This is a genomic window from Marinobacter sp. JSM 1782161 (genome assembly GCF_011421605.1).
GTDB lineage: Bacteria > Pseudomonadota > Gammaproteobacteria > Pseudomonadales > Oleiphilaceae > Marinobacter_A > Marinobacter_A bohaiensis.
Genome location: NZ_WSSA01000003.1, coordinates 365,828 through 390,303 on the forward strand (window position 1 = coordinate 365,828; position 24,476 = coordinate 390,303).

25 protein-coding genes are annotated in these 24,476 nt (G+C 60.5%); 4 read left to right on the forward strand and 21 right to left on the reverse strand.

Annotation, left to right across the window (positions count from 1 at the left end; all coding sequences use genetic code 11):
- Positions 1-12 precede the first annotated feature (12 nt).
- From GQB00_RS14485 to GQB00_RS14525, 9 genes are all read right to left on the reverse strand, one after another.
- Complete coding sequence (locus GQB00_RS14485; RefSeq protein ID WP_165856858.1) at positions 13-666, reverse strand: 5-bromo-4-chloroindolyl phosphate hydrolysis family protein; 654 nt, start codon at positions 664-666, stop codon at positions 13-15.
- Positions 666-1,559 (reverse strand): glycine betaine ABC transporter substrate-binding protein, encoded by an 894-nt coding sequence (locus tag GQB00_RS14490; protein WP_165856859.1) that lies wholly within the window; start codon positions 1,557-1,559, stop codon positions 666-668. Before GQB00_RS14490 ends, GQB00_RS14485 begins: the two co-directional genes overlap by 1 nt.
- Positions 1,552-2,355, reverse strand: coding sequence for a vWA domain-containing protein (locus tag GQB00_RS14495; protein ID WP_165856860.1), 804 nt, complete (start codon positions 2,353-2,355; stop codon positions 1,552-1,554). The genes GQB00_RS14490 and GQB00_RS14495 overlap by 8 nt, the downstream gene beginning before the upstream one ends.
- A gap of 11 nt (positions 2,356-2,366) precedes the next feature.
- On the reverse strand, positions 2,367-4,094 hold the full coding sequence (locus tag GQB00_RS14500; protein ID WP_165856861.1) for a nitrate ABC transporter substrate-binding protein: 1,728 nt from the start codon (positions 4,092-4,094) through the stop codon (positions 2,367-2,369).
- Between the two features lie 26 nt (positions 4,095-4,120).
- Positions 4,121-4,558, reverse strand: coding sequence for an OmpA family protein (locus tag GQB00_RS14505; protein WP_111497910.1), 438 nt, complete (start codon positions 4,556-4,558; stop codon positions 4,121-4,123).
- A 412-nt stretch (positions 4,559-4,970) separates the two neighbouring features.
- Positions 4,971-5,435 (reverse strand): DUF302 domain-containing protein, encoded by a 465-nt coding sequence (locus GQB00_RS14510; RefSeq protein WP_165856862.1) that lies wholly within the window; start codon positions 5,433-5,435, stop codon positions 4,971-4,973.
- Positions 5,436-5,589: 154 nt separating this feature from the next.
- Positions 5,590-7,977 (reverse strand): membrane-bound PQQ-dependent dehydrogenase, glucose/quinate/shikimate family, encoded by a 2,388-nt coding sequence (locus tag GQB00_RS14515; RefSeq protein WP_165856863.1) that lies wholly within the window; start codon positions 7,975-7,977, stop codon positions 5,590-5,592.
- 274 nt (positions 7,978-8,251) lie between these two features.
- A complete protein-coding gene (locus GQB00_RS14520) occupies positions 8,252-8,686 on the reverse strand; it encodes a GFA family protein (RefSeq protein ID WP_165856864.1) in 435 nt (144 codons plus the stop codon).
- 35 nt (positions 8,687-8,721) lie between these two features.
- Complete coding sequence (locus GQB00_RS14525; protein ID WP_165856865.1) at positions 8,722-9,048, reverse strand: hypothetical protein; 327 nt, start codon at positions 9,046-9,048, stop codon at positions 8,722-8,724.
- A gap of 197 nt (positions 9,049-9,245) precedes the next feature.
- Between GQB00_RS14525 and GQB00_RS14530 the strand changes: the two genes are divergently transcribed.
- Complete coding sequence (locus GQB00_RS14530; RefSeq protein ID WP_165856866.1) at positions 9,246-10,454, forward strand: MFS transporter; 1,209 nt, start codon at positions 9,246-9,248, stop codon at positions 10,452-10,454.
- Between the two features lie 72 nt (positions 10,455-10,526).
- Here GQB00_RS14530 and GQB00_RS14535 read toward each other — a convergent pair whose 3' ends face one another.
- Entirely contained in the window at positions 10,527-12,221 is a 1,695-nt protein-coding gene (locus GQB00_RS14535; protein WP_165856867.1) for a methyl-accepting chemotaxis protein, read from the reverse strand.
- Between the two features lie 388 nt (positions 12,222-12,609).
- Here GQB00_RS14535 and GQB00_RS22100 point away from each other — a divergent pair, with 388 nt between their 5' ends.
- Complete coding sequence (locus tag GQB00_RS22100; RefSeq protein WP_323127292.1) at positions 12,610-13,119, forward strand: helix-turn-helix transcriptional regulator; 510 nt, start codon at positions 12,610-12,612, stop codon at positions 13,117-13,119.
- Here the strand turns inward: GQB00_RS22100 and fabB are convergent.
- Complete coding sequence (fabB, locus tag GQB00_RS14545) at positions 13,100-14,317, reverse strand: beta-ketoacyl-ACP synthase I (protein WP_165856868.1); 1,218 nt, start codon at positions 14,315-14,317, stop codon at positions 13,100-13,102. The two genes, GQB00_RS22100 and fabB, sit on opposite strands and share 20 nt — an antisense overlap.
- A gap of 9 nt (positions 14,318-14,326) precedes the next feature.
- A complete protein-coding gene (gene fabA, locus GQB00_RS14550) occupies positions 14,327-14,839 on the reverse strand; it encodes a bifunctional 3-hydroxydecanoyl-ACP dehydratase/trans-2-decenoyl-ACP isomerase (protein WP_165856869.1) in 513 nt (170 codons plus the stop codon).
- 475 nt (positions 14,840-15,314) lie between these two features.
- Between fabA and GQB00_RS14555 the strand changes: the two genes are divergently transcribed.
- Positions 15,315-16,181, forward strand: a complete 867-nt coding sequence (locus tag GQB00_RS14555; RefSeq protein WP_165856870.1) for a porin family protein — start codon at positions 15,315-15,317, stop codon at positions 16,179-16,181.
- Between the two features lie 475 nt (positions 16,182-16,656).
- Here GQB00_RS14555 and GQB00_RS14560 read toward each other — a convergent pair whose 3' ends face one another.
- From GQB00_RS14560 to GQB00_RS14600, 9 genes are all read right to left on the reverse strand, one after another.
- Positions 16,657-17,532 (reverse strand): hypothetical protein, encoded by an 876-nt coding sequence (locus tag GQB00_RS14560; RefSeq protein WP_165856871.1) that lies wholly within the window; start codon positions 17,530-17,532, stop codon positions 16,657-16,659.
- A gap of 68 nt (positions 17,533-17,600) precedes the next feature.
- A complete protein-coding gene (locus tag GQB00_RS14565; protein WP_165856872.1) occupies positions 17,601-18,665 on the reverse strand; it encodes a YaaC family protein in 1,065 nt (354 codons plus the stop codon).
- Positions 18,666-18,761: 96 nt separating this feature from the next.
- Positions 18,762-19,256: a hypothetical protein gene (locus GQB00_RS14570; protein ID WP_165856873.1), complete on the reverse strand. Its 495-nt coding sequence runs from the start codon at positions 19,254-19,256 to the stop codon at positions 18,762-18,764.
- Positions 19,257-19,389: 133 nt separating this feature from the next.
- The gene (locus GQB00_RS14575) at positions 19,390-19,713 is read right to left on the reverse strand and encodes a hypothetical protein (protein ID WP_165856874.1); all 324 of its coding nucleotides are present in this window, start codon (positions 19,711-19,713) and stop codon (positions 19,390-19,392) included.
- Between the two features lie 99 nt (positions 19,714-19,812).
- The gene (locus GQB00_RS14580; RefSeq protein ID WP_165856875.1) at positions 19,813-20,202 is read right to left on the reverse strand and encodes a hypothetical protein; all 390 of its coding nucleotides are present in this window, start codon (positions 20,200-20,202) and stop codon (positions 19,813-19,815) included.
- 434 nt (positions 20,203-20,636) lie between these two features.
- Positions 20,637-21,578 carry a carbohydrate kinase family protein gene (locus GQB00_RS14585; RefSeq protein WP_165856876.1) on the reverse strand — a complete coding sequence of 314 codons (942 nt, stop codon included), beginning with the start codon at positions 21,576-21,578 and terminating at the stop codon, positions 20,637-20,639.
- Positions 21,579-21,747: 169 nt separating this feature from the next.
- Positions 21,748-22,578 (reverse strand): hypothetical protein, encoded by an 831-nt coding sequence (locus GQB00_RS14590; RefSeq protein WP_207950801.1) that lies wholly within the window; start codon positions 22,576-22,578, stop codon positions 21,748-21,750.
- Between the two features lie 110 nt (positions 22,579-22,688).
- Positions 22,689-23,093 (reverse strand): lysozyme inhibitor LprI family protein, encoded by a 405-nt coding sequence (locus GQB00_RS14595; RefSeq protein WP_165856877.1) that lies wholly within the window; start codon positions 23,091-23,093, stop codon positions 22,689-22,691.
- A gap of 116 nt (positions 23,094-23,209) precedes the next feature.
- Positions 23,210-23,977, reverse strand: coding sequence for a helix-turn-helix domain-containing protein (locus GQB00_RS14600; protein ID WP_111497619.1), 768 nt, complete (start codon positions 23,975-23,977; stop codon positions 23,210-23,212).
- Between the two features lie 227 nt (positions 23,978-24,204).
- Here GQB00_RS14600 and GQB00_RS14605 point away from each other — a divergent pair, with 227 nt between their 5' ends.
- Positions 24,205-24,474: a YiaA/YiaB family inner membrane protein gene (locus GQB00_RS14605; RefSeq protein ID WP_111497618.1), complete on the forward strand. Its 270-nt coding sequence runs from the start codon at positions 24,205-24,207 to the stop codon at positions 24,472-24,474.
- Positions 24,475-24,476: the final 2 nt, after the last annotated feature.

Sequence of the window (24,476 nt, forward strand, 5' to 3'; positions counted from 1 at the left end):
TGCCTCCTTGAATTAGCCGAGTCCCTGGCGTTCCAGAGCTCCTTTGAGGACGTCCAGATCGACATCCACGTCCCGAATGTTGTTTTCGAGGTTGCTGTGATATTGCTGTTCGAACGAGTCGCGAATGTCGGTCAGTACCGCTTCGCTCTTGCCCACGATGTCGGCGATCACCTCGCTGTTGGCGCCCCGGTCCTTACCCTTGATGTCGGCCAGCTTGCGCACGACATCGGCCGCCGACTCCAGGTGAACCTCAAACCGGGTCGATCGACTCAGGTCCGTGGGGTCTTCCTGCACGTTGGCGACAATGCGCCGGGCCCAGAGAGCGATGTCCTCGATCATCTCCCGCTGCGAGGGGACTTTCCGGGCCTGTTTCTCCAACCGCCGGATATGCGCACCGGTCGCGGCGATGAAGCGTCCCATCTCCGCCGCCTGGGCGTCCGACAGGCCACCGGACGCCCGCAGGCGCTCCTGCAGCGTCATCTTCCGGGGAATCACCAGCATCAGCCCGACGAACATAAGACCGCCCACCAGCCCGGCGTAGACAAACGCGGGCGCGGGCAACGTGCCCAGGACGCCCACCCCGAGGACCGTCGCGGCGGACACGCCGCCCGCCAACAGTGACCGGCCGATCTCCGACAGGGCCAATCCGCTCTCCGGGTGCTTCATTACCGGTTTCCTGTCATCCAGTACTCAACCCGGTCCGGGTGGGCCTTGACCCAGGCGTAGATCGCCTCGCGATGGCTGGTCTTGCGGGCTTCGTTCATCAGGGCCTCCACTTCCGAAACGGACAGGTTCATGCGTTTGAAGAACCCGGCAATGTCCGGATGCGACTGTTCAAAGCCCTTGGTGACGACAGCGTGCACCGACTCACTGCCCCCGAACACGCCTTTCGGATCGTCCAGGTAGCGCAGATCGTACTGGGCCCATTTCCAGTGCGGACGCCAGGCCGTCGCGACGATCCAGCGATCCTTCCGGACCGCCTTGCCAATCTCCATGGCCATCTTGGGACCGGTGCCCGGAAGCAGCTCGTAGTCCAGGCCGTAGGCCTGCATCGCGTCCTCGGTCATGCCGGAAATACCGGCGTTGGGGCTGATGCCCTGGATCTTGCCACCGAGCTGTTTCCTGACCGCCGGCCTGGCAAGATCGGCAACGGATTTCAGTTCGGATTCCGGCACGTAGGCGGGCACCGCCAGCCCCAGGTTGGCGCCTTCGTAGATCGGGCCCAGATCGTCCAGGCGGTCGCCGTACTTCTCGAGGTACTTCTTGTGGGTCAGCGGCTGCCAGGACATCAGCATGGCGTCCAGGTCGCCGTCGGCCACCCCGCGGTACTGCACGGAAATATCGGCCAGGGTGAGCTCGACGTCTTTCTTCATCCCCTGCTGGAGCACGATGGCCGCCATCTTGGAGACGATCTCCGCATCGCCCCAGGTGGTCCAGCCAATGATGACGTCAGGACGATTGCCGGCGGCCTGGGCCGGTAGCACCACCGAGGTGGCCACAAGCAGGGCCGCGGCGATCATGCGTACCGGGCGCTTGAATAGTTTCGATGTCTTATTCATCGCTGTTGAACTCCTGGATCGGTTTGAAATCGGTGGACTCAGCCAGCACCTGGTTCAGTCCGGCACGCAGCTCTTCCGGGTTCCGGGCACTCTGGTACTGCGTCAGGCCCGGCTGGTTCAGTGCTGAATCGCGGATGCAGAAACCGATCGTGTTGATCTCGATGGGGTTGGCGGCGTTGGCGAAAATGCGGTCCAGGGGCGCTTGCGGGTCCTGCCCCGGATCGTGCTGACCGTCGGTAATCACGGTCATCCGGTAGCGGCCGTATCCCTGCTGGTAAACCGCCTGTTCGCTCAGGGAGTTGCTGGCCAGTGACACGGCTTCCGCCAGTGGCGTGCCACCGGACGGGAAGGCGTCGCTGATCAGATCAACGAAGGCGTCCCGATTGTCCCTGCCCAGCGGAAGCCGCACGCTGGTTCCGGACGCGTCGAAGACGATCAGCCCCAGGTTGGCCTCCTTATCCACGGACTGGACCCAGTCCCGCAGCACGGACTTGGCCGCCTCCGATTTGGTCCGGAAATTACCGGCACAGCCACTACCGCCCATGGAACCACTCATATCCAGAACCACCATGATGTTCTCGCGCGTCGGCACGGGATCCATCAAGTCGGTGTCGGCGGCTTCCTTCCCCGGCCAGGATGCGGCTTTCACGGCCGCAATGCTGTAATCGGCCGACTCCGCCGGAGCCTCTGTTGTCGCGGTCTCGGCGACATCGCTCTCAGCCTCGCCACAGCCGGTCAGCACCAGGGCGGACGCCATCGCCAGCGCGGCAAGGCAGGGTTTGTGAAATACGGTCATGATTCCCCTCCTTACCAGGCGTTGATGGGCGTGAATGTGCTGGCCTCGGCTTCCACGTTGACGATCCGGAACGTCACACGCATGTTCGACAACCACTCGGCTTCGGTTTTCGGAGCACAGGGATCCCCGGAGCACATGCCCGTCTTGGGCTCGGTAATGCCGTGGCCGAGGGTGACGAACTGGCTCTCGTCCATGGTCTGGCCGCGGTCCTCGGCGTACTTCAGCACCACGTCCCGCACTTCGATGGCCCGGCTCATCGACAGATTCCGGGCGGATTGCCGGATTGAACGCAGCGTGCTGGCGTTCGCGCCGTTGTGCTTTTTCTTCAGGTAGTTCAGTGGGTCGGAATGGCCTTCGACGGTGATCACAGCGCCGCCGTATGTCGCGGCCAGTTCCAGGACCTGATCAAACTTGGCCGCGTACTGCTTCGGGCTGAACGCGGTCTGGTTGGGCTTGAAGTTGATGTCGAATTCCATCAGGGCGTTCTTTTCCAGACTGCCCGACTCGTCCATGCTGGCAACGACAGAAGACGCCTTGTTGTTGTCAAAGCCCGGCAGTGAGGCGCGGCGCTGATCGAAGACGCCACCGGCGAAGTCGCCGTAGTTCCAGTCGGCGGTCTCCATCGCGTAGGCGGACGACAGCATGCCGGTGGCCACCAGGCCACTCTGGATTTCATCGTTGATCGACTTCCAGGAACGCGGCTTGGCGGGGGTCGCCCAGTCGATGTTCCCCTGCATACCGACGGTTTCCACGTCCCGCCACATCTGCTGCGCTTCGTCTTCGGCGCCGGGATCACCCAGCAGGTAATCGCCCACGGCTTCCCAGTCGACCACCTGTTTGACCACGTTTTCGCGCAACTTTTCCTCGGCGCTGAACAACGCCTTGGTCAGGTTCTTGATCTGGTCCCGGTGATTGCGCAGGTAGTCGGCCCGCACCACGTAGACTTCGGAGATCAGACGGTTGGCCGACCTGGTGGACAGCATCGTGCGGGCGCCTTTGACGGAGCCTTCCGCCCCGGTGCCGACTTTGCCGCCGCTGGTCAGGATGCGGGCGTCCGAGGAGGTCACGAACGCGGCATCGATGGCGTCGTCCTCTTCAAAGGCCCGTCCCGGCGTACCCTCGCCGAAGCCCATCAGGTTTTCGGTATAGAGGATCGTGGGCTCTTGCCAGGTCTGGCCGGCCTCTTGCGCGGCCTTCTTGCCGTCAGAGAGGATGCGCGCCAGATAGGACACGTGCGGACCATAGGCCTGGATGACGATGGTCTTGCCGGAGAGATCCTGGGCGCTGTTGATGCCAGGCCGGACCACGATGGCGTCAGCCCCGTTGGAGAAACCATGCTGGTAGAACGCGACCTGTTGGGTCCGGTCGTCCCCCTCGGTCAGGTCGGCGACGGCGTTCAGCATGCCCTGGGTGCCGCGCATGATCGGCGTTTCACAGCTCAGGTAGTCTTCCAGCTGATCGCGAATGTCGTTCTCAAGCTCAAGTTTGACGTTCAGGTCATTGCGACCAAACTCGCCGCCCTGGTTCGGTTCCAACTGGTAGTCGTTGGCAAACAGCGTCACCGTATCCACCCCGGTGGTCCGGATCGGCAGGATAAGCGGATCGACGGACCGGCAATCCTGGACGGCAGGGTCCATAACATCCGATAGGGGCTTGCCGTCTATAAAATCCTCGGCCATAGCCGTCGAGCCGGCCGACCAGGCCAGCGTGGCCATCAGGGCCATGCGAGTCATTCGCATAAAACAGTCCTTTAGTGAGATTGGGTTTACGGGTTGATCAGAATGTCGGCACGGGCCAGCCGGCGCTGATAGGCGCGATCACTCTCGCCCTCTTTCCTCTCCAGGGCTTCGGTGCCGCCCAGGCCGACGGTATCGATGCGCTCCGGCTCGATACCTTTGTCCTCCAGGCGGGATTTGATGAATTCGGCGCGCCGCTCCGACAGGGCCAGGTTAGCCTGCTCGTCGCCTCGCGAACCGGTGTAACCGGTCACGAGAATGCCGGCCTCCGGCCGGGCCAGGCTTTCCCTGACGGCTTTGGCAATGATCATCGCGGCGTCGTCGTCCAGGTCGGTGCCGCGATCGAACAGCACCGTGAGGGAGACCGGCTGCTCCAGCGCCCCCTGCGAATTCAGGAAAGGAATCAGCGCCACGGCAATGATGACCAGCAGCGCGCCGGCGGATCGGGACATCCAGGTTCGGTTCATAGTTTCCTCATCGGGACTCGCTGGCACAGCTCAACGGGCCTGACCAACTCGTCCGTTGTGTCGCTCAGTGAAGACCGGACGAAATAGGGAGACCGCCAGAGCGGGTGCCGGAGGGACTGGCAGGTTTCAGCGATTGATCCGATGGCAACGCGATGCGGGATAAACCGGAAGGGTGAAGCGGCCGGCGAAGGGGAGCGTCGTCAAACGACAGTATCGCGCCGGCGCGCGCAGAAACACCTGACGTCAGGGCGTTGGTCGGCATGATTTCAATCCTTGAAGAGATAATACGTTCGATTCCCTATCGAATGCCGAGTCTATCGACCCAACGCTGCTTTGTGTAGCCCTGAACGCCGGGTTTGCGGGATGGGTGGGATTTCACGCGTTCAGCGGGCGGCCCCCGCTCAGCTCGCACCTACTCCACTGCCGCTCCCACCAACGCCCCCAGCGCCTTCTCGATCTTGCCGACGACCTCGTCGCAACCCTCGATGTCGTGGCGCTCTTTCAGGTACTGCGGATCGTTGTAGCCGACCCACACCTGGCCCTCGGCGTCTTGCCAGATTAATGCTTTCTGGGGCAGATCGATGGCGACGGATTGGGTGCACTGCATCAGGGGCGTGCCGACCTTGGGGTTGCCGAAGATGACCACCTCGGTGGGCCGCAGGTCGAGGCCGGCTTCGCGGGCGCCCAGGGCGTGGTCGATGCGGGTGAACACGGTCATGCCCTTGGCGTCGAGCACGGCTTCCAGGTTGTCGGCGGTGGTCTCGACGCTGTGAGGGCTCTGGACGGTGATGAGGCCGTCGGCGGCCAGGGTGTGACTCGATAACGCCAACAATAACGGGGCAACGAGGCAGGCGAGTATGACGAACGGGCGAGGCATGACAGTGCTTCCTTTTCCGGGGCGGATGATCCTGGCGGCCGGAGCCACTTCCAGACAGTGTAGTCGTCACCCAAGCCTGGGCCAGCGGATCTGCAGGCATAAAAAAGCCGCACCCATGGGTGCGGCTCTCGGCTCTACGGCGAATCTTTCGCCATTACTTCCTGTCGGCCCCGTCAGGCAGGGCGTAGGCGATCACGTAGTCGCCGCGATCCGGGGACTGGCGGGCGCCACCGGCGGTGACAACAATGTACTGCTTGCCCGTTTCCGGCGAGACGTAGGTCATCGGGCCGCCCTGGCTGCCGACCGGCAGGCGCTGCTTCCACACCTCTTTGCCGGTGGCGCTGTCGAAGGCGCGCAGGTAGTAATCCTGGGTGCCGGCAAAGAACACCAGGCCGGACTCGGTCGCCAGGCTCGGCCCCAGCGTCGGCAGCCCGACTTCCACCGGCAGGTGCATCTTGATGCCCAGTGGGCCGGTGTCCTCGACCGTGCCCACCGGCACCTGCCAGGCGACCTTGCGCTGCTTCAGGTCGATGGCGGTCATGGTGCCGAACGGCGGCTCCTGACACGGCACGCCCATCGGCGACATGAAGCGGTTCCGCAGGGAGCCATACGGCGTTCCGGTCTGGGAAGCGGCGCCCATTTCCACACCGCCACCTTCCTGGCTCTCCATCGTGTCGCGCGGCAGCAATTTGGTCCACAGCCCCAGGCGCATGTCGTTGACGAACAGGTAGCCGCTGTTCGGATCGATGGAGGCGCTACCCCAGTTCATGCCGCCCAGCGAGCCCGGCCATTGCAGGGAAAGGTCTTCGCCCGGCGGGGTGAACAGGCCGTCATAGCGCATCTGCTTGAAGGCGATGCGGCACATCATCTGGTCGAACGGCGTGGCGCCCCACATGTCCGCTTCAGTCAGGGTCTGGGTGCCGATGGACGGCAGACCGGTGGACAGCGGCTGGGTGGCGGCGTAATGCTCGCCGTCGGCGTTGCCCTGGGGCGCCGGACGTTCCTCTACGCGGGCGATGGGCTTGCCGGTTGCGCGGTTGAGCATGAAGACCTGCCCGGCCTTGGTGATCTGGATCAGCGCGGGGATGGTGCCGCCCTGGCCGTCTGGCAGATCGTAGAGCGTCGGCTGCGCCGGCAGATCGTAGTCCCACAGGTCATGGTGCACGGTCTGGAACACCCAGCGTTCGGCGCCGGTCTTGCGGTCCAGGGCGACAACGGCGGAACTGTACTTGTTGTCCCGCTCCGAACGCTGGCCACCCCAGGCATCCGGCGTGGTGTTGCCGGTGGGCAGGTACACCATGTCCAGCTCGGGATCATAGGCCATGGAGGTCCACACATTCGGCGTGGCGCGGGTGTAGGGTTCGTCCGTATCCGCGTTGGGATCGGTACGGCCCAGGTCCCAGGACCAGACTTTCTCGCCGGTCACCACGTTGAACGCCCGCACCACACCGCTGGGCTCGCCCACTTCGATGTTGTCGGCCACGCGACCGCCGACGATGATCAGGTCATCCGCCACCAGCGGCGCGGCGGTCAGGGTGTAGAAACCGGGTTTCACCTCGCCCATGCCCTGTGTCAGGTCCACGGTGCCGGCCTCACCAAAGCCCTCGCACAGCTCGCCGGACCCGGCGTCCAGCGCGATCAGGCGGGCGTCGATGGTGGTCATGAAGATGCGACGCTGGCACGCGGCCGGAGATGCGGGTTCGTTCTCCGCCGTCACCGACGGGGCTGGCTGCTCGTAATAACCCAATCCGCGACAGCGCTGCCAGTTGGGTGCCGTCGCTTCGGAATCGTAGGACCAGCGCTTCTCGCCGGTATCCGCATCCAGCGCAAACACCTGGTTATGCGGCGTGCAGACGTAGACGGTGTCGCCGATCTGCAGCGGTGTGGCCTGGTCCTCGGCGCCGAAGCCGTCGCTCTCGGGAATATCGCCGGTGCGGTAGGTCCAGGCGACTTCCAGATCCTTCACGTTGGCCCTGGTGATCTGATCGAGGGCCGCGAAGCGGGTGCCCTCGGTGGTGTTGCCCCAGGCTTTCCAGTCGCCGTCCGGCTCGCCCTGAGCGGACGGCGCCACATCCGGCGCACCGGACGCCACGACTTCGGGCTTAACCTGGAACATGTGGACGAAGCCGGCCACCAGGGCCACGGCCAATACAGCGGCCACCCCGAAGGCACCGCGGCCGGCGCGGCCCCCGCTGGCCCGCACCAGTGCCGGATAACACAGGGCGATCACCACCGCCATCACGCCGAACATGAACAGGCGCGACACCAGCGGCCAGAAGTCCAGCCCGGCATCGAACAGGGCCCAGATGATGGTAAGAACGAAGGCGGCGCCAAACAGCCAGGCGCCCGCCGGACGCTTGCGGGCGATCAGCACGCCGGCGGCGGTCGTGGCCAGCCCCATCAGGGCAAAGTACCAACTGCCCCCGAGCGTAATGAGATAGACGCCGCCCACCAGCAGGGCGATGCCGACGAGCGCTGATAAAACGCCAACCAGGGACAGGAACCAGCGGCCCCCGCCTGACGCATCGGATTGTGAGGTCATTGAATGCACTTCCTGTTGATCGACAGACAACAGCGCCGTGGATTACGGAAGGGACCGCAACACGGGCGCTGCTCAGGTTAGATTAGCAAGCTCATGATTGATGAAGAGGGTAAGACGGGGCAATACGTAAAGGCTGACAAATCAATGGCTTTTCGCGCCACTCATATGCCGGTTTTGCTATTCGAAACAGACAGCGGCCAGCACTCGGCGCCCCTGGCGCACTGGCCGCGTCACCCAAGGTGGCCGCTCGGGACACGAACGTCCGGAAAAAGGCTTACTCCGGCAGCGTTTCGCCGGAACCGCCCATCTCCGCCGGGACATCCTTCATCTTCGTCAGACCGTCCTTGATCGGCAGGACCGTCTCCTGGTAATGCACGTGGATGGCGGGCCTGAACGGGAAATCCGGGATCACCGCGGCATAGACATCCGTCAGTCCCATGGTGGGATGATCGGTAAAGACGTGGCCGCCACAGGTCTTGCACCACTTCCGATAGCTCGCCGGCGTCTTGTTATAGGTCGCGACGTTGTCGGCGCCCCGGGTCACTTCAACCGCGTCCGGTTTCCACAGCGTAAACGCATTGACCGGACCGGCTGACCAGCGCCGGCAGGACTCGCAATGACAGTAGCCCATCGCGTCCGGCTCCCCCGTCACCGTGAATTGAACGTCTCCGCAGAAACAGCTCCCCCTGTAGGTAGGCTGGTCGCTCATAATGACCTCCCCGATGGCTGCACGCGCCGCCCTGATTATCGATCAATTCTCAACCACCTTACGCCTTCGATGACCTTCAACGCTACTCCGCCGCCATGAACTCGAACGGCGCGGCCGGCTCGAACTGCCCGCTCGATGCCGCGCGGCAGGATCCACAGGTTGCCCTCCCACTCCTGGCGCCAGTCCATACTGCGGCCGGTGAGAACCCGATCGTCAGGCCCCAGATAGACGGCTCGGGTGCAGGCATAGGCCGTGGCGGCGGTGAACAGCGCTGAGACAAGACAACACAACAAGGCAAGCGAGCGTTTGGAGAGCGTCATGGTCAATCCTTTTCCATTGCGATCAGGGAGATCGCTCAACACGTCCGGCATGTCCTTAGCCGGTGGGGCCCGAACGCCGTTGAGCGGCTGCCTTCAAGCGTAGACCGGATGTCGGGCGCTGGCCCACCATGACATGACGTCCGCCAACAATGAGTTCGCCAATCCGTCGCAAGCATTTATCTTGACGCAAAGATATATTGCCGGGTAGCCTGCGTCTTCCAGAGGTAAGGAGACCGCCCATGCCAGCCCTTCAAGATCCGCCCGTTCGCCACAGCCGTCTGTTGATCTGGCTGGCCATTTTCCTGATCGGCCTGAACCTGCGCCCGATCATGGCGGCGATCGGGCCGGTCCTCGATACGCTCAAGCTCAACGTGGGGCTGACCGACGTCGGCGCCGGATTTCTGACCACACTGCCGGTGTTTGCGATGGGCCTGGTGGCCCTGTTCGGCGGCGTTCTGCAACGCTGGATAAGCCCCTGGAAAGGCGTGGGTCTGGCGGTGCTGGTGATCGCCCTGGCCAGCCTGGTTCGCGGGTTTGGACACAGTAACGAATGGCTCATCCTGACGGCCGCCGTGGGCGGCGTCGGCATTGCCGTGGTGCAGGCGCTGATGCCCGCGTACATCAAGAACCGGCTGGGCGAGCGCGCCGGCCAGGGTATGGCGCTGTTCACCACCGGTATCATGGCCGGATCGGCCGTCGCCGCCGGCACCGCCGCTCCGTTCGCCGAGTGGCTGGGGTGGCCGTTTGCCCTGTCGGTGTGGAGCGCGCTGGGGCTCATCGCCGCCGTAGTCTGGCGCCGCTCCACACGCCACCTTGCCCCCTCTCCCGCGCCGCAGCGGTTTGCCCTGCCCGTACGCTCGCGCCGCGCCTGGTTCCTGCTGCTGTTTTTCGGCATCGGCACCTCGGCCTACACCCTGGTGCTGGCCTGGCTGCCGCCGTTCTACACGCAACTGGGTCACAGCCCCGCTTTCAGCGGCCTGCTGCTGGGCGTGCTGACGCTCATCGAAGTCGGCGCCGGCCTGTCGCTGTCCGTGGTCCTGCCACGCTTTCCGGATCGCCGCCAGTTGCTGTTCACCGTACTCGCGCTCGGCGTCGCCGGATTCCTGGCCCTGATCGTCGCACCCAACGCGCTGGTCTGGCCGGCGATCGTGGCGCTGGGGCTGTCGATCGGCACGATGTTCCCGCTGGCGCTGATCGTCACCATGGAGCATCTCGACGACGAACGCGCGGCGGGCGCGCTGATGGGCTTCGTGCAGGGCGGCGGCTACATTCTGGCAAGCCTGATGCCGCTGGTGGCGGGCATGATCCGCCAGGAGACAGCGGACCTGACCAATGCCTGGCTGATCATGCTGGTGGGCACCGGCGTCCAGATGGCCATGGTGCCGTTTATCCTGCCGGGGGACCGACTGGTGCCGGGAAGCTGGCGCCTGGCGCGAGCCGGGGCCTGACGCGAAGGCGACGCCCACTTCACGCCCGCCGCACCGGCGCGAAGTGGGTCAATCGGGTTTAGGCGGGGTCGTTCAGACCTTGTAGCGGCTCACCTGCTCCGACATTTCCGCCGCCAACGCCTTCAGCCGCTGGGTGGTCTCGCCGGCGCGGCGGGTGCCCTGGGCGGTCTGTTCGGTGATCGTCACGATCTGGTGGACGTTCTGGTTGATGGTTTCCGACACGCTGGTCTGCTCTTCCGCCGCGCTGGCGATCTGCGTGTTCATGTCGGTGATGGTGCGCACCGCCGTGCCGATCTTCTGCAGCGCCTCGCTCACCTGGCGGGTCTCCGCCACCGTCGCTTCGCTGCGTTCGCTGATGGAGCCGATCAGTTCCACCGCGTTTCCGGCGCCGTACTGGAGGCGCTCAATGGTGCCCTGAATCTGCTGGGTGCTCTCCTGGGTGCGGCTGGCCAGCGTCCGCACTTCGTCCGCCACCACCGCAAAGCCGCGCCCGGCCTCACCGGCCCGGGCCGCCTCGATGGCCGCGTTCAACGCCAGCAGGTTGGTCTGGTCGGCGATCTCGCGGATCACTTCCAGCACCGTGTCGATGCTGCGGGAATCCTCACCCAGCTTCTCGATCACCTGCACGCCCTGCTGCACCTGTTCGGACAGACCGCTGATCACGCCGGTGGCCTGATGCACCAGACCCTGCGCATCGCTGACTTCGGCGTGGGCATGATCCGCCGCGGTGGAAGCCTCGCTGGCGTTGCCGGCCACTTCCTGGGCGGCGGCGGTCATCTCGTTCATCGCCGTGGCGACCTGGTCGCTCTCCGAAGTCTGGCGCTCAACCCCCTGTTCCGCTTCGCTCATCACCTCGTTGAGTTCGTTGGTGGCGTCGTTCAGCGTGCGCGTGGAGGACAGCACCCGCTCCACCAGTTCGTGCACCTGATCGGCGAAACTGTTGAACGCCACGGCCAGTTGCCCCAGCTCGTGGTTGCCGTCCACGTCCAGCCGGCGGGTCAGGTCGCCGTCGCCGCTGGCGATGCCGTTCATGGCGGTCACCGCGTTCTTGAGCGGCTTGATGATGCTACGCACCACCACCAGCGCGAGCAGCACGATGATCACCAGCGCCACCACGGACGTGGTCACCGACCCGATCACCGCGTCGGCCAGGGACTCGTCCACGTCACTGGCCAGGGCCGCCTTCTGCTTCTCCAGGCCGTCGATCCAGAAGCCGGTGCCGATCAGCACATTCCACTCGGGCAGCATCTCCGCGTAGGCCAGCTTGGGTTCGGGGTCACCCGTCCCGGTGTTTTCCCACTCGTAGGACACGAAATCGCCGCCGGACCGGGCCGCCTTGACCAGCTCGCGCACCAGGTACTTGCCGTTGGGATCCTGGAAATCCCACAGGCTCTTGCCTTCCAGCGACGGATTCGCGCCGTGGGCCACGGTCATGCCGTCGGTATCGAACACAAAGAAATAGCCCATGCTGCCGGCGTCATCGAAACGCAGCTGACGCAGGATCGCCATGGCTTTCTCGCGCACCTCGGGGTCGTCCGCCGAACCGGGCTGATCATAAAGGTGGGCGATGGAGGACCGCGCCAGTTGCAGGTAATTCTGCAACTCCTGGCGCTTGGTCGCCATCATGGCATCGGAAAAGCCGGAGACGGCCTCGTCGCCAATGCCCTGCGCCTGCTTGAGGTTGTAGGTGCTGAGCAGTGCGGTGAGCACAATCACCGGCACCAGGGCCAGCAAAAGAACGCGCGTCTGGATGGTCAGGTTCTTCATGGCAATCCTGTTTTGGGTCGCTCGTACAGCCGGGTTCGTCCTTAACGAGGCCTGGAACAGAGTGGATGTTGCGACGGGCTATCCTGCCTGCCCATACGGAGGGTAACGGCCGCGTTGGGGAAGGCTGTAGGGGGAAATTGTTTGGGTTTTGTTTCCGGGGGCATCGACATCAGGCGAGCCACCGGAGGGTGGTCAGGTTCACCAGCGGCACAAGAGTAGAAAGCCAGTCCCGGCGTGGCCTGCCCCAACCCGACCCCGTCTTTCAGCGAAACCGGACTTGACCCGGCGCAAGGTTCGCGGAGACACTTTCAGCTAACACGTGTACGCTGAAATTAATTCACAGTCCGTTGAGCACTTTTGAGCACTTGCCCCAGGGGGACGGAACGTCATGAAGACCGACGCCTTTGCCAATCTGGTTGCCGCGATGATCCATTACCTCCGGTCCGCGGGGATCAGCACCAGCCTTTTAAGCCGCTACACCGAGACGACACCAGAGCAGTTGGACAGCCCGACCATGGCGCTCTCACCCTCCCAGTTGCAGCGACTCTGGCAACTGGTCCAATCGCGTGGGCTGCCGTCGCTGACCTTCAGCCTCAAGGTCCGCCCGCTGATCGCCGAGGCGCTGGCACAGGGGCCGGTGCGGGCCGAAACCATCGCGTCACGGCTATACATGAGCCGGCACACGCTCTACAAGAAGCTCCGGCTGGAAAACCTGACCTTTGGCCGCCTGCTCGATGATGTGCGGCGCGAACAAGCGATCACCCTGCTGAAGGACGCGGATCGCCCGCTGGTTGACGTGGCGGAACGGCTGGGCTTCTCTGAACCCAGCGCATTCTGCCGCGCGTTCAAGCGCTGGATGGGCCTGTCGCCGGGCGCCTTCAGGCAGACCATCGCCTGAACACCAGGGACGCGTTGGTACCGCCAAACCCAAAGCTGTTGCTCATCACCAGCGGCAACTCCCGGTCTGCGACCGCTTCCCGCACCAGCGGATAGCCCTCCGCCCGTGGGTCCAGGGTTTCTATGTTGGCCGACGGTGTCACGAAATCCTGTTGCTGCATCAGCAGGCTGTAGATGGCCTCGTGTACGCCGGCAGCGCCCAGTGCATGGCCGCTGAGGGGCTTGGTGGCCCCCAGCATGGGCATGTCCTCACCGAAGACCTCGCGAATGGCTTCCAGCTCCGTGATATCGCCGGCCGGCGTGCTGGTGCCGTGGGTGTTGATGTAGGCCACCGGCTCATCGATACCGGCCAGAGCCTGCCGCATACAGCGGACGGCGCCCTTCCCCGACGGCGCGACCATATCGGCGCCATCCGAGGTCGCCCCGAACCCGACGACTTCGCCCAGTATCGTCGCCCCGCGCGCCTCGGCGTGCTCCAGCGCCTCCAGCACCAGCACGCCGCCACCGCCGGAAATCACGAAACCGTCGCGCTCCGCGTCGTAGGTGCGGGATGCCCGCCCGGGCGTGTCGTTGTAGCGTGTCGAGAGCGCGCCCATGGCGTCGAACAGCAGGCTCAGGCTCCAGTGGATGTCCTCGCCACCGCCGGCGAACATCACATCCTGACACCCCATGGCGATCAAGTCCCGCGCGTGGCCGATGCAGTGCGCACTGGTGGCACAGGCGGACGTGATGCCGTAGTTCACCCCGGTAATCCCGAACGCCGTCGCCAACGAGGCGTTGATCGAACTCCCCATGGTACGCGGCACGCGATAGGGGCCGACCCGACGCAGGCCCCGATCACGGTGCGTGTCGATCGCCGACATCAGCTCCACGGTGGAGGCGCCACCGGTGCCCATGACCACACCGGTCTTTTCGTCCTGGATAGCGGCGGGCGAGAGCTGCGCCTGCTCGATGGCTTCCGCCATGGCGAGGTAGGTGTAACCCGCGGCCGGGCACATGAAGCGCAGGTGGCGACGGTCAATCTCCTCGGCCAGATCCAGGTCGATCTGCCCGCACACCTGGCTGCGCAACCCGGCATCGCGCGCCTGCTCACTGAAGCCAATGCCCGGCGTGACGCTTTTCAGGGAATCCAGGACCTGTTCCCGATTGCGCCCCAGGCTCGACACAATGCCCATTCCTGTCACGACAACCCGTCTCATATCGACCTCCTAGAATGCATCGGTGTTGGTGAACAGCCCGACCCGCAGGTCCCGGGCGGTGTAGATCTCCCGGCCATCCACGGACAGACTGCCGTCGGCGATGGCCATGGTCAGCTTGCGGCGGATGACGCGTTTGATATCCAGCCGGTAGGTCACCCGCTCGTTGTGGGGCAGCACCTGGCCGAAGAAACGGATCTCGCCGGCCCCCAACGCGCGGCCCTTGCCCTCGCCGCCGCTCCAGCCCAGAAAGAAACCGATCAACTGCCACAGGGCGTCCAGCCCCAGGCAGCCGGGCATCACCGGGTCGTCGACGAAATGGCAGCGGAAAAACCAGAGATCGGGCCGGATATCCAGCTCCGCCTCCAGACTGCCCTGCCCGTAAGCACCGTCGTTGGCATCGATGTGCGTGATGCGATCAAGCATCAGCATCTCGTCAATCGGCAGACGCACCTCGCCGGGAAACAAACGGCCCTGACCGCAGGCCTCCAGGGCCTGACGATCAAATTGCTTGGCTTCGATCATGGAACACCTCCGCTTTGCGCCGATACCGGACCGGCGCACCATTGAATGAGGTCTTCCACACTAGCCAATGCCCGGCTCAAACCCGTTGACCCGTCGTTGACGATCCTTGACCGAAAGGGGGCTAAGAGGTCGTTAGGTTGGGGCTATTGGAGGCCTTGTTTGGTCGAGAGTTGGCTTGTTGTGACGTTCTGGGTGTTGGAGCGAACGCTTTATCCTGGGAAGGATGAACCCTGAAAGACGGTCCGGGATTCGTTGGCGACTCCCGCTTTATAGGATCCGGCTATTCAGGAACAACTGGGATTTTTCCGGTTTTCTTCCATACTACTTAAATAGTCGAACGAACCCGCCGCAGTATAGAAGCCAGGCTGAGCTGAGCAGCCTACTGGAAAGGCCTTAAAGACTGCAGTTCGCCCTCCAAGTCGCTCGGAAAAACGCCTGAACGAACGCTGATCCGGACATGGGGAGGAGGCTCACCATGAGATCACAACGGCGGATTTACGCTGGGGTGGTGGGATTGAAGGCTTCTCTTTATGCCCTCCTGTTTCTGCTCTGTTCCATGAGCCCGGCCAGCGTCCAAGCCCTCGGCGATGACACCTTCACCCTCAGCGTCGGGGGGTCGATATCCCGATTTGATTCGGACATCACCGTCAACGGTGAAACCCGGGACAACAACGCCAGTATCGATATCGAGAACGATCTCGGTCAGGAAGACGACGTCGACTTTGTCTCTGTCAGGGCGTTGTGGCGATTCGCCGAACGGCATCGCCTGAGCGTGGAATACAGTCCGTTTTCCCGGGAAAGTAGCACCGTTCTGGATCGCGATTTCGAGTTCGAGGATACCGTCATCAATGCCGGCGCCAACGTGACGACGGATAGCCGTTTCTACATCTACGACGTCAACTACATCTACAGCCTGTATAAATCACAGAGCATGGAGGTCGGGGTTTCCGCGGGCGTCTACTGGGTGGATCTGGACTTCGACGTACAAGCCAGCGGCGTCATTAGCGACTCGGACGGGAGCGCCGAATTCCAGAATAACTACAGGGATAGCGTCAGTAGCGACATGCCATTGCCCCTATTCGGCCTTTATTTCGATCATGAGTTCGCCCCCGGATGGCAGCTCCGCGCAGCCGGTCGGTATTTTGAAGCGGATATCGACGACTACGATGGCCGCATTACCAGCATGCTCGTCGGTGTCGAATACAACGTCTGGAAGCCTCTGTCCATCGGCGTTTCCGCAACGCATTTCGACCTGGATGTGGGCGCCGACAAGGACCGCTTCCGGGGTGAATTCGGCTGGCGTTACTCAGGAGGGCAGCTTTACCTGAAGACTCAGTTTTGAAGGAGCGCCGGCCGATAGCGGGCGTGACTAAACCCATCGATTGAACGCCGACCGATACTTGGTCAGATGCCACACCATGAAGCCCCCAAGCACCGTTCCGAGCGGCACGCCCAAACACAGGAACAAAGAAACCGGATACGCCAGCCAGCGCCCCCACCTCGTACGCCGGTAGACACCACAAGACACGACCACCAGCAAGAATGGTACCCAGGCGTCACGCGAGCGATCCAGTGGCGTGCCCATGAACTCGGCATTGAGTAGTGCGGCTATGAGTATGGAGCCAAACAGTGCGATGTAGAAAAGAGAGATGGTTCGGGTTAAACCTGCGTCCATGAGAATCTACTTTAATCTAAAAATAAATCTGTCCCGGTATATTTTCCTGACCTTTTTCTACAGCCTCAACGTTCGCGCAATGCGCTAATTTGGAGCGCCAGCGGAAAATTAGTCCTGATTGACGCGTTTGTTATAGTCTGTCTCACAACGGAGGTAAGACTCTAATGTAGTAGATAAGGAAATCATCTGCGCCAAGTGACATCCGATGCCATTGCTTCTTAGAAGTAACTCGACATTGAACATCAAATCGCTTGCCAACCTGCTTTTCAGTGATATTTATTACTGCTTTCTGGCCGTTGGGCACATCATGACTAAAGCCCTTAGCAGACGCCCAAGATATATCGTACTCCTCTGGAGAGAAACTGGGATCGACTTCGATTTCAAGGCTTAACGTGTCACCTGGCCTCAGATCAAACTGAGATTCATTAGAAAGGTTCTTTATGATTCCGCCATCATGAACATTACCAAACTGATCTCTGTGATATACATTTCCGTAGGAATCTATAAGCTTTAATATGAGAGGGACATTATAATCTTCAGACATGTTTTGCTTTCTATAAAACTCTTTAATCGATTCGATGACATCATTGGTATAACAAACAACTTGCTCTGACTGCCGTTGACTTATGGGGTTTGCATGCGCCAATCTATTCCTTGGATCTACGAGTCGTTTTAAAAAGGTTCTAGCGACATTAGGACCATCAGGAAAAGCCATCTCTAACGCACCTTTGAAGTGATCGTTGTATAATTTTGGATTGCAGATAATATCAATTTCATCATCGAGCAAAATAGCGTCGACTTTTCGACTGTATCTTTGTGGCTCTTTAATTATACGACTTTCAAGTGATTCGATTATCTTATTTTTTATTATCCTGTTTCCTTTCTCGTCGGAGTAGTTAAAAAAGTCACCATAAGCGTCACTAAGCTGAACGTCGATAAGCCTCCGCAGCCAGTACTCTAGACTCTCAAGTCTCTCTTTACAGGTATTCCGGATTTCAGAATCACTTAAATTATACATCCACACTTTCTCTTAGTAGCTATAACGCCTTGGGGAAGTCCACGGTCAGCTTCAGCCACTTGTTATAGCTATATACTGGAGAATGGAATAACACAGAGTTTTCCTGTAATCAAACTCACCAACTGATACAGAAATTGTTTTGGTATTACTGCAACAGCTTCAGTTGCCATCGGCCGCAATTCACCATCCATTAACTTCTGAATCTCACTCGGCCGATAACGAGCGGTATGCCCTAGGTAAAACAGCATCAGATAGGAGTTACATAGGTGATGGTAGGTTCCCTCTTGCAGCGAGCAGTAATATCTATATCCATTTCTCGTTAAAATGGAAGAAAAACCTAGCTCTGAATATTCTTTTAGAATATTTCTGTAGACTCTTGGCCAGTTATCATTATTTACACGTTTTCGCCGTTTGCTTCGGTAGATTACTGAACCATTGCTCTCGTATGAATCAAGAAAATATTCTTTTCGCTTGCCTTTTAAAAACTTAGAGGTATCGACGATATTTTGTTGCCCTTTACTAAATGACACCTCTGTTAGCAGGTACGTCGCAGTATCATTAACGCAAAAATCAATTTGAACTGGAAGGTATTTTGGCTTTTTAAAGAATCCCGAACTTCTAGCAATACCATGGAGCTCAGGAATATAATAAAAAACATGACGCAAATTTATTTCATGCTTTCCCTTAACAGGAGTTCCCATTAACTTTGCGAATTCAGAGAAAATATTCGTGCAGTCCCGCATCTTTCCTTGAATAGTGAGAGAGTATTGGCGTCCATGTGTATTGGTGACGCCATGGTGCTCAACGACCTCTTCCAACGGTACCTTGTTAGTCGCCAAAAAAGCCTTCACCAAATTCATCATTCCGTAGTAGATTAATGTACCTTTGGCAGGCATATCCACTGACTCGGCGGCCCTATAAAAATCCTCTGCCAGAGCGGAGAAGTATTTTGCCCTCGTATAGCAGGTCCTGTTATTACCAGCCGAATGAGATATCTTTTCGAGAAGAAACCCATGCAAATACGACCAAGGGTCTGCTGACAGTACTGCTGGTTCGGCAGGATCCATTGCAATATGTGAGAAACGGACCGGTTGATATTTAAACTTTGCTGGTCTTACTTCCTGTAATGCCATGAAAACCCTTGCCTGTGTATTTTGCTATAACGCGGAGCTTTGCGGCAATTTTGGAGCCGCGCAGCGGTGGAAAAATTGTCCGGCAACAGCGAATTGTTAAACATCACCTTCGTCCAGGGCCGGAGGCATTCTTCCTGTTTTTACCTTAGTTTCAATAAAAGTTAGTGCCCCCAAAATGAATCCGATCGCCACCCTCAATTCGGAAGCTTTATCCATTTTGGTGTCCCGACCATAACGACTTCGATAGATCCCTATGAAGCGATCAAGTTTGCCTGCTACCTTGGGGCTATCGAGCTTATGAGAAAGCTCGTTTCGAAGAGAATTCAGTGCACCGGCCATTTCCCATACAAAGTCGGGGGCGCCCTTTGGACCGATCAGAGCCTGTGCAAGTCGAAGTTTCAGAAAGTATGCGATCTCAACTCCAGAGAGCACTTCTGGAGCTCGACAATAATGGAGGATTATTTCCTCCAGGATTTCTTCGACAAGTAGATGGCCTTTAAGCGTGATCAAAGTCGCGTCATCAGACTTTGGCAGATGCTCCTCAAGACGGAGGTGTCGGGGCTTATAGACTTCAAACTCATCTCGTTTCATAGCACCCCTGCTTAACGCCAATATTCAGCGGCGGCCTTTACGTAGCGAAGCGGAGAAAAGGCCGTCCGGTGGAGGCCCTCTCGGGCCGGAACGAACTGGAATGACTGGTTATGGGTCCCAACGAAATAGCCCGTCATACCGCCGAGCTCGATAGAGCATTAATAACCACGGCGCTACCAGAAATACTCAGCAGCACTCCATAGAACAAAGCCATTTTGTCACTAGATGGCGAAGAAAAATGTTGGCAAATGAACAGGAACGGCTTTGCAAACGTTGCTTTCTGGAAAACATACGAGGCGAAAAACCCTACCCCTGCAACCAGCATCAGAACCCCGGCCCATGCAGGGCCACCAACGTGCGTTACAAGAAAAGCCTCACCTGGACGACTAAAAAACAGCATCCAAATAGTCACAGCACAAAACGCTGCTATCCCGATGTATACAGCCAGATGCTTCATTCTCAACTCAATTTGCACCCATAACGCGAAATTCAGCGGCGCGCGACTTTAGCGCGTCCGGTGGAGGCCCAAAGGGCCGGAACGAACTGCAATGCCTTGTTATAGCCAATCCTGATCATGCGGCCGAAACTCCTCATCAGAGCGAATATACCCCATTTCTAAATCAGTCAGTCGCTGCTGCTCAAGCTCAATTTCTCGAAAAGTAGCCAAGCGTGAGTAATACACCTCCGAAGATAGAAACTCTGCATCTTCAATAGAATCACCTTCTAGGATCTCGAAGGGAACAGGCGCTTGCCCGACTAACAGCCGATAGAGTTTGGCGAGATAAAACTTCTCTGCATCCCAATTGGTCGTGAATGGCTCAATCTCTACGAGAGCCTTTCGTAGTTGTGATGCCTGTTTGATATCAGAAATTGAGCTTCCACAGAGCTTTCTGATTTGGGCAATATCCGCCGCCGATATGTCTCGTTTTGGAATGAAAAAAATCATCGGTAAATTCTGCTATAACAGTAATTAGACCGCGCTCCGCAATATCAAATAATCGTGCGTTCCAGATAACAACCGGGGCGACGGCCCGCACCAACAACAAAAACCTATTTTAATCAGCACTTTAGGCCTTTCGCACAGATACCCCATGCAATATCGCGACTTCCGCATTCCATGATTTCCATATACCTGTACAAACAACCGCACCGGCAAACACGGGAAGGCTCGGACTCACCACCAGAACGATCAGGAAGGAAAACGCAGAAAACAGAAAGGCAACCTCTCATCCCTGATCACACCGCAGCCCCAGCGACATCCCACCGCCAGTGAGGCGCCCGCTTGGGCACCTTTTCTTCGAGTCTAGCGATCCAGCGCGGCGGCACCACCGCGTCTGACAAGCTTTTACAAACCGGGGGATTGCGACAGGTCGTGTTAAATCAGAGATCACCCGCCGTCGGCAGGGCGTCGAACGCCCCGTAGCGGGATACGGCCACGGCGCCGCAGCGGCAGGCGAACTGGAGGTCTTTTTCCAGTTGGGCCTTGTTGGCGATCCAGCCGGTCAGGGTTTCGCGGGTGATGCCCTGCTCCGCCAGCCGGTGCAGCAGGCCGGCCACGAAGGCGTCGCCGGCGGCGGTGCTGTCGGTCATGTCGGCGGGGACGGGGGCGATATCGGTGGCGCCGCCGGGCCAGTAAACGTTGAGGGGGTTGCCGCCGTCGGTGACGAGGACGAGCTGGGCGCCGTCGTCGAGCAGGCGGGTGACGGTGGTCTGTTCATCGCCGTAGAGGGCCTCCAGCTCTTCGCGGCTGAGTTTGACGACGTGGGCCAGGGCCATGGCGTCGGCGATGGTGTCGGCGGGTGTGGCGGTCTTGGGCCAGAGGTTGTGGCGGTAGTTGACGTCGAAGCTGACCAGGCAGCCGGCGTCCCGGGCCTGTTGCATGAGGGCCAGGGTGGTGTCGGCGATTTCCGGGTCGGTCAGGGTGTTGGAGCAGCAGTGGAAGATGGCGGGGGTGTCGAACAAGCCGTCGGGGACGTGTTCGATGCGGTACAGCAGGTCGGCGCTGCCATCGCGGTAGAAGGCGAAGCTGCGTTCGCCGTCGGCGTCGAGGCTGACGAAGGCCAGCGCGGTCATGCCGGCGGCAGTCTGGTGCAGGGCGTGGGTGTCGACGCCGTAGTCGGCCATGGTACGCACGAGCATGTCACCGAACATGTCCTTGCCCACCTGCCCCATAAAGCAGGCCTGGCCGCCCAGTTTGGCGACGCCGACGGCGACGTTGGCGGGGGCACCGCCGGCCTGTTCCAGGAAGGTGCGCTGGCCGTCGTCGCCCGGGCGGGCCAGCATGTCGATGAGGGCTTCTCCGAAGGCAATCACTCGCGTCATTGTTGTTCTCCGTGTTTGGCGCGTCCTGCACCGCGTTGAATTCGGCCCTTATCTTGCGCCGACGCTCACGGAAAACTCAAGCCGACCGAAGTCTGAGGCGACTCAAGGCTTGCTCCGAGACGCCTCAGCCAACCCTGGTCGGAGGCGTGCTGGTATCGAACGCTGCGCCCTACCCCGGGCTCGGCCCCACTTCCTTGTAGGTCTCCACGCGGTTGAGCCAGCCGGCCAGCCACTTGTCGCGCTCGATGGCCCGGGGCGCGTTTTCGGCACGCTGGGTCAGTACGTCGGCGGCGGCCTGGCGGAAGCGGGCCAGCGCGGTGCGTTTGTCGATTTCACCCATGTGTTCAAGCACCTGGCGCAAGCCCCAGCCCTGGCCGTCGTAGGCCTCGGAGGCCTTCAGGCCCTCGCCCTTGAAGTTGACGTAGTCGATCAGGGCGTAGACGCCGCCGGCGGTGTTACGCAGGTTGTCGATGCGCTGGCGCATGGCGTCGCGCTGGTCTTCGGGGGTGGCGTCGAGGATTTTCGACAGGGATTCCTGAGCGCGGCTGTACATGAACTCGGCCTGGACGTGCTTGGTCTCGTCCAGGAACCAGCGCAGGAACTCGATCTGCGGTCCGCTCTGCTGGTTGAGGAAGCTGTCCCGGTCCGGCCAGGGCGCGTCCAGCGGGCTCATCTTGGCGAGCCAGTCGGGCATGTCGACGGACTCGGCCTTCATGAACTTGACCAGCGCCGGGAAACTCTCGGCGTAGGGCTCGTCCACGCCCTTGGGGTACCAGATGAAATGCCCGATGCCGAGGGACGGGAAGGCCTCGCCCTCGTTCCAGTGCACCAGGCAGTCCACCTCGCCGGAACACTCGTTCTGGAAGATTTTGCTGGCGACCCAGTCCAGCTGTTTGTCGGAAAGGGACAGGTCGACGTTCGGCTTGCTCTGGGAGCAGCCGAAAACCGTCAGGACTGCCGCCAATGCCAGCAGTGTAAAAAGGGAACGAAAACGACTCACGGGATGATCCAGAAGCACTCGAAATGTTGGCGCTCAGGATAACGCAGGCGCCGCCTGGAATCGGCTTATCGATATGTCATTTTAGGCCGCCCCGGCGCGCTTGAGGTAGGTCATTGAGGCTCTGGCAAAACCGGTTCGGAGTCGTCGTCCCTGGTGAGGAAGGAACGCCAGATTTCGTGGGTCCGGGCGCGGGTCAGGCGCGTTTTACATTGCGCAAATTTCACACTACCCAGGGTGGAATCGCTCCAGACGTGAAACAGGGAATCGCAGTGCTTGGTGCGGTATTCGTCCCAGGTTTCCTGGGCGGCGTTGATCAGGCGGTGGTTGGACGGTGCTTCGTCGTAGCGGTCCAGAGCCGCCTGCAGGTATTGCTTCATTTCCTCGTTGGCCGATTCCAGCTCCATGGAAGCGCAGCGGGTCATGTCCATGGTGGTCAATGGGTTTTCGCAGTCGTCGTCCGCTGCCAGGGTCAGTCCGGCGTACACCATCATCATCAGGGCGATGAGCAATCGCATGGGGTCGTCTCCGTTTTGGGTCAGTGTGGGTTCGTCGATCTCGAACCGCGTGAGTGAGGGGCGCCGTTCGTCGGCACGCATGGAATCGGAAAACCGCCCCAATGCGCAAGCGGTTCTCAGCGTGCCGGATGCCCCGGATAAACTTTCTGCGCCTCGGGGCGGCGGTAGTGTCGGAACGCCGCCACCTCCCAGGGACGCATCGCCAGGATCAGGCTGACGCCGTAGCGCTGATCCAGCGGCAGGGATAAATCTTCCCGATGACAGTTGCGAAAGTCCAGCGCCAAACGTCGGAGTTTCTGCTGCATGACGTCGTTCGAGCGCGGCGAGAGCATGCCGTTGAGGAACAGGCGCAGTTCCCCGGGCCGGTTGAAGCGGCACTGGAAGAAATCTCCCTGCACCTGCTCCTCGAAATAGGTCTGGATCGGCCCGTTGCGCTGCCACTGGAAATCATGGCTGATCAGCGGCTTGATGCGGTTGCCCGGCAGCAGATCGATCAAGCCCATGCGGTCCAGCTGCGCCAGCCGGCCGATCACCTGGTGCTCACTGAGGGTGTAGGCGGCCAGGATGTCCTCGAAGTGCCAGCGGTTCAGCGCGCAGATCGCCACCAGCAGCAACGGGATGTCGGACACCAGTTCCTGCTCCTGCTCGCGGGTCAGGCGGTCGATGCGGGTTTCCGGCTCCAGGCGGCGCATCAGGTCGCTGATCTCCAGGCCCAGTAGCGCGCAGATCTGGTCCAGCCGCTTGAGGGAAAACTGGCGCTCGGCGAACAGGCGCTTGACGCTGGCTTCCGACAGGTCGAGGGCGTCGGCGACCTGCTGGTAGGTCAGGCCGTGTTCCTTCAGGGCGCCCTTGAGGGCGTCGACAATGGCGGTGGTCTGGGCCATGAGGTTCCGTCTCTCATCTCTCTGTTGCTGCCTGGCTGTCGCGGCGCCCGGCAATCGCTCCGGCGAAGCCCCCAGTTTAAAGCAACGTATCGCCCTGCAATACCCACCATCGACGTAGACGCTACTTTTTGGCTTTTGCTGGTTGCCCTGCCCGCCTGTCACCAGAGTGGACTCTAACGCGGCACCGATGCCGCAGACCCAAGAAGAACCGAATACTGGAGGCACACATGGATAACGAACTGAGCAGTAACTCCACCGGCTGGCTGTTTTTCGTAAAGGCGTCCTTCGCCATCGCGCTGGTGGCCACCGGCGTAGGCATCGTCTTTACCCCAACGGACCTGTTGGTGAAAGGCTACATGGCGATCTGCGCGCTGTTCCTGGTGAGCACCACCATCACCCTGTCCAAGACCATGCGCGACGAGCACGAGAGCCAGCGCATCCACAACCGGCTGTCGGAAGCCCGGGCTCAGCAGATCCTGAAAGAGTACGGGGAGTAACG

Coding starts and splice junctions, on each gene's coding strand:
- GQB00_RS14485 (WP_165856858.1), bottom strand. CDS start 666: ATGAAGCACCCGGAGAGCGGATTGGCCCTGTCGGAGATCGGCCGGTCA.
- GQB00_RS14490 (WP_165856859.1), bottom strand. CDS start 1,559: ATGAATAAGACATCGAAACTATTCAAGCGCCCGGTACGCATGATCGCC.
- GQB00_RS14495 (WP_165856860.1), bottom strand. CDS start 2,355: ATGACCGTATTTCACAAACCCTGCCTTGCCGCGCTGGCGATGGCGTCC.
- GQB00_RS14500 (WP_165856861.1), bottom strand. CDS start 4,094: ATGCGAATGACTCGCATGGCCCTGATGGCCACGCTGGCCTGGTCGGCC.
- GQB00_RS14505 (WP_111497910.1), bottom strand. CDS start 4,558: ATGAACCGAACCTGGATGTCCCGATCCGCCGGCGCGCTGCTGGTCATC.
- GQB00_RS14510 (WP_165856862.1), bottom strand. CDS start 5,435: ATGCCTCGCCCGTTCGTCATACTCGCCTGCCTCGTTGCCCCGTTATTG.
- GQB00_RS14515 (WP_165856863.1), bottom strand. CDS start 7,977: ATGACCTCACAATCCGATGCGTCAGGCGGGGGCCGCTGGTTCCTGTCC.
- GQB00_RS14520 (WP_165856864.1), bottom strand. CDS start 8,686: ATGAGCGACCAGCCTACCTACAGGGGGAGCTGTTTCTGCGGAGACGTT.
- GQB00_RS14530 (WP_165856866.1), top strand. CDS start 9,246: ATGCCAGCCCTTCAAGATCCGCCCGTTCGCCACAGCCGTCTGTTGATC.
- GQB00_RS14535 (WP_165856867.1), bottom strand. CDS start 12,221: ATGAAGAACCTGACCATCCAGACGCGCGTTCTTTTGCTGGCCCTGGTG.
- GQB00_RS22100 (WP_323127292.1), top strand. CDS start 12,610: ATGAAGACCGACGCCTTTGCCAATCTGGTTGCCGCGATGATCCATTAC.
- fabB (WP_165856868.1), bottom strand. CDS start 14,317: ATGAGACGGGTTGTCGTGACAGGAATGGGCATTGTGTCGAGCCTGGGG.
- fabA (WP_165856869.1), bottom strand. CDS start 14,839: ATGATCGAAGCCAAGCAATTTGATCGTCAGGCCCTGGAGGCCTGCGGT.
- GQB00_RS14555 (WP_165856870.1), top strand. CDS start 15,315: ATGAGATCACAACGGCGGATTTACGCTGGGGTGGTGGGATTGAAGGCT.
- GQB00_RS14560 (WP_165856871.1), bottom strand. CDS start 17,532: ATGTATAATTTAAGTGATTCTGAAATCCGGAATACCTGTAAAGAGAGA.
- GQB00_RS14565 (WP_165856872.1), bottom strand. CDS start 18,665: ATGGCATTACAGGAAGTAAGACCAGCAAAGTTTAAATATCAACCGGTC.
- GQB00_RS14570 (WP_165856873.1), bottom strand. CDS start 19,256: ATGAAACGAGATGAGTTTGAAGTCTATAAGCCCCGACACCTCCGTCTT.
- GQB00_RS14575 (WP_165856874.1), bottom strand. CDS start 19,713: ATGAAGCATCTGGCTGTATACATCGGGATAGCAGCGTTTTGTGCTGTG.
- GQB00_RS14580 (WP_165856875.1), bottom strand. CDS start 20,202: ATGATTTTTTTCATTCCAAAACGAGACATATCGGCGGCGGATATTGCC.
- GQB00_RS14585 (WP_165856876.1), bottom strand. CDS start 21,578: ATGACGCGAGTGATTGCCTTCGGAGAAGCCCTCATCGACATGCTGGCC.
- GQB00_RS14595 (WP_165856877.1), bottom strand. CDS start 23,093: ATGCGATTGCTCATCGCCCTGATGATGATGGTGTACGCCGGACTGACC.
- GQB00_RS14600 (WP_111497619.1), bottom strand. CDS start 23,977: ATGGCCCAGACCACCGCCATTGTCGACGCCCTCAAGGGCGCCCTGAAG.
- GQB00_RS14605 (WP_111497618.1), top strand. CDS start 24,205: ATGGATAACGAACTGAGCAGTAACTCCACCGGCTGGCTGTTTTTCGTA.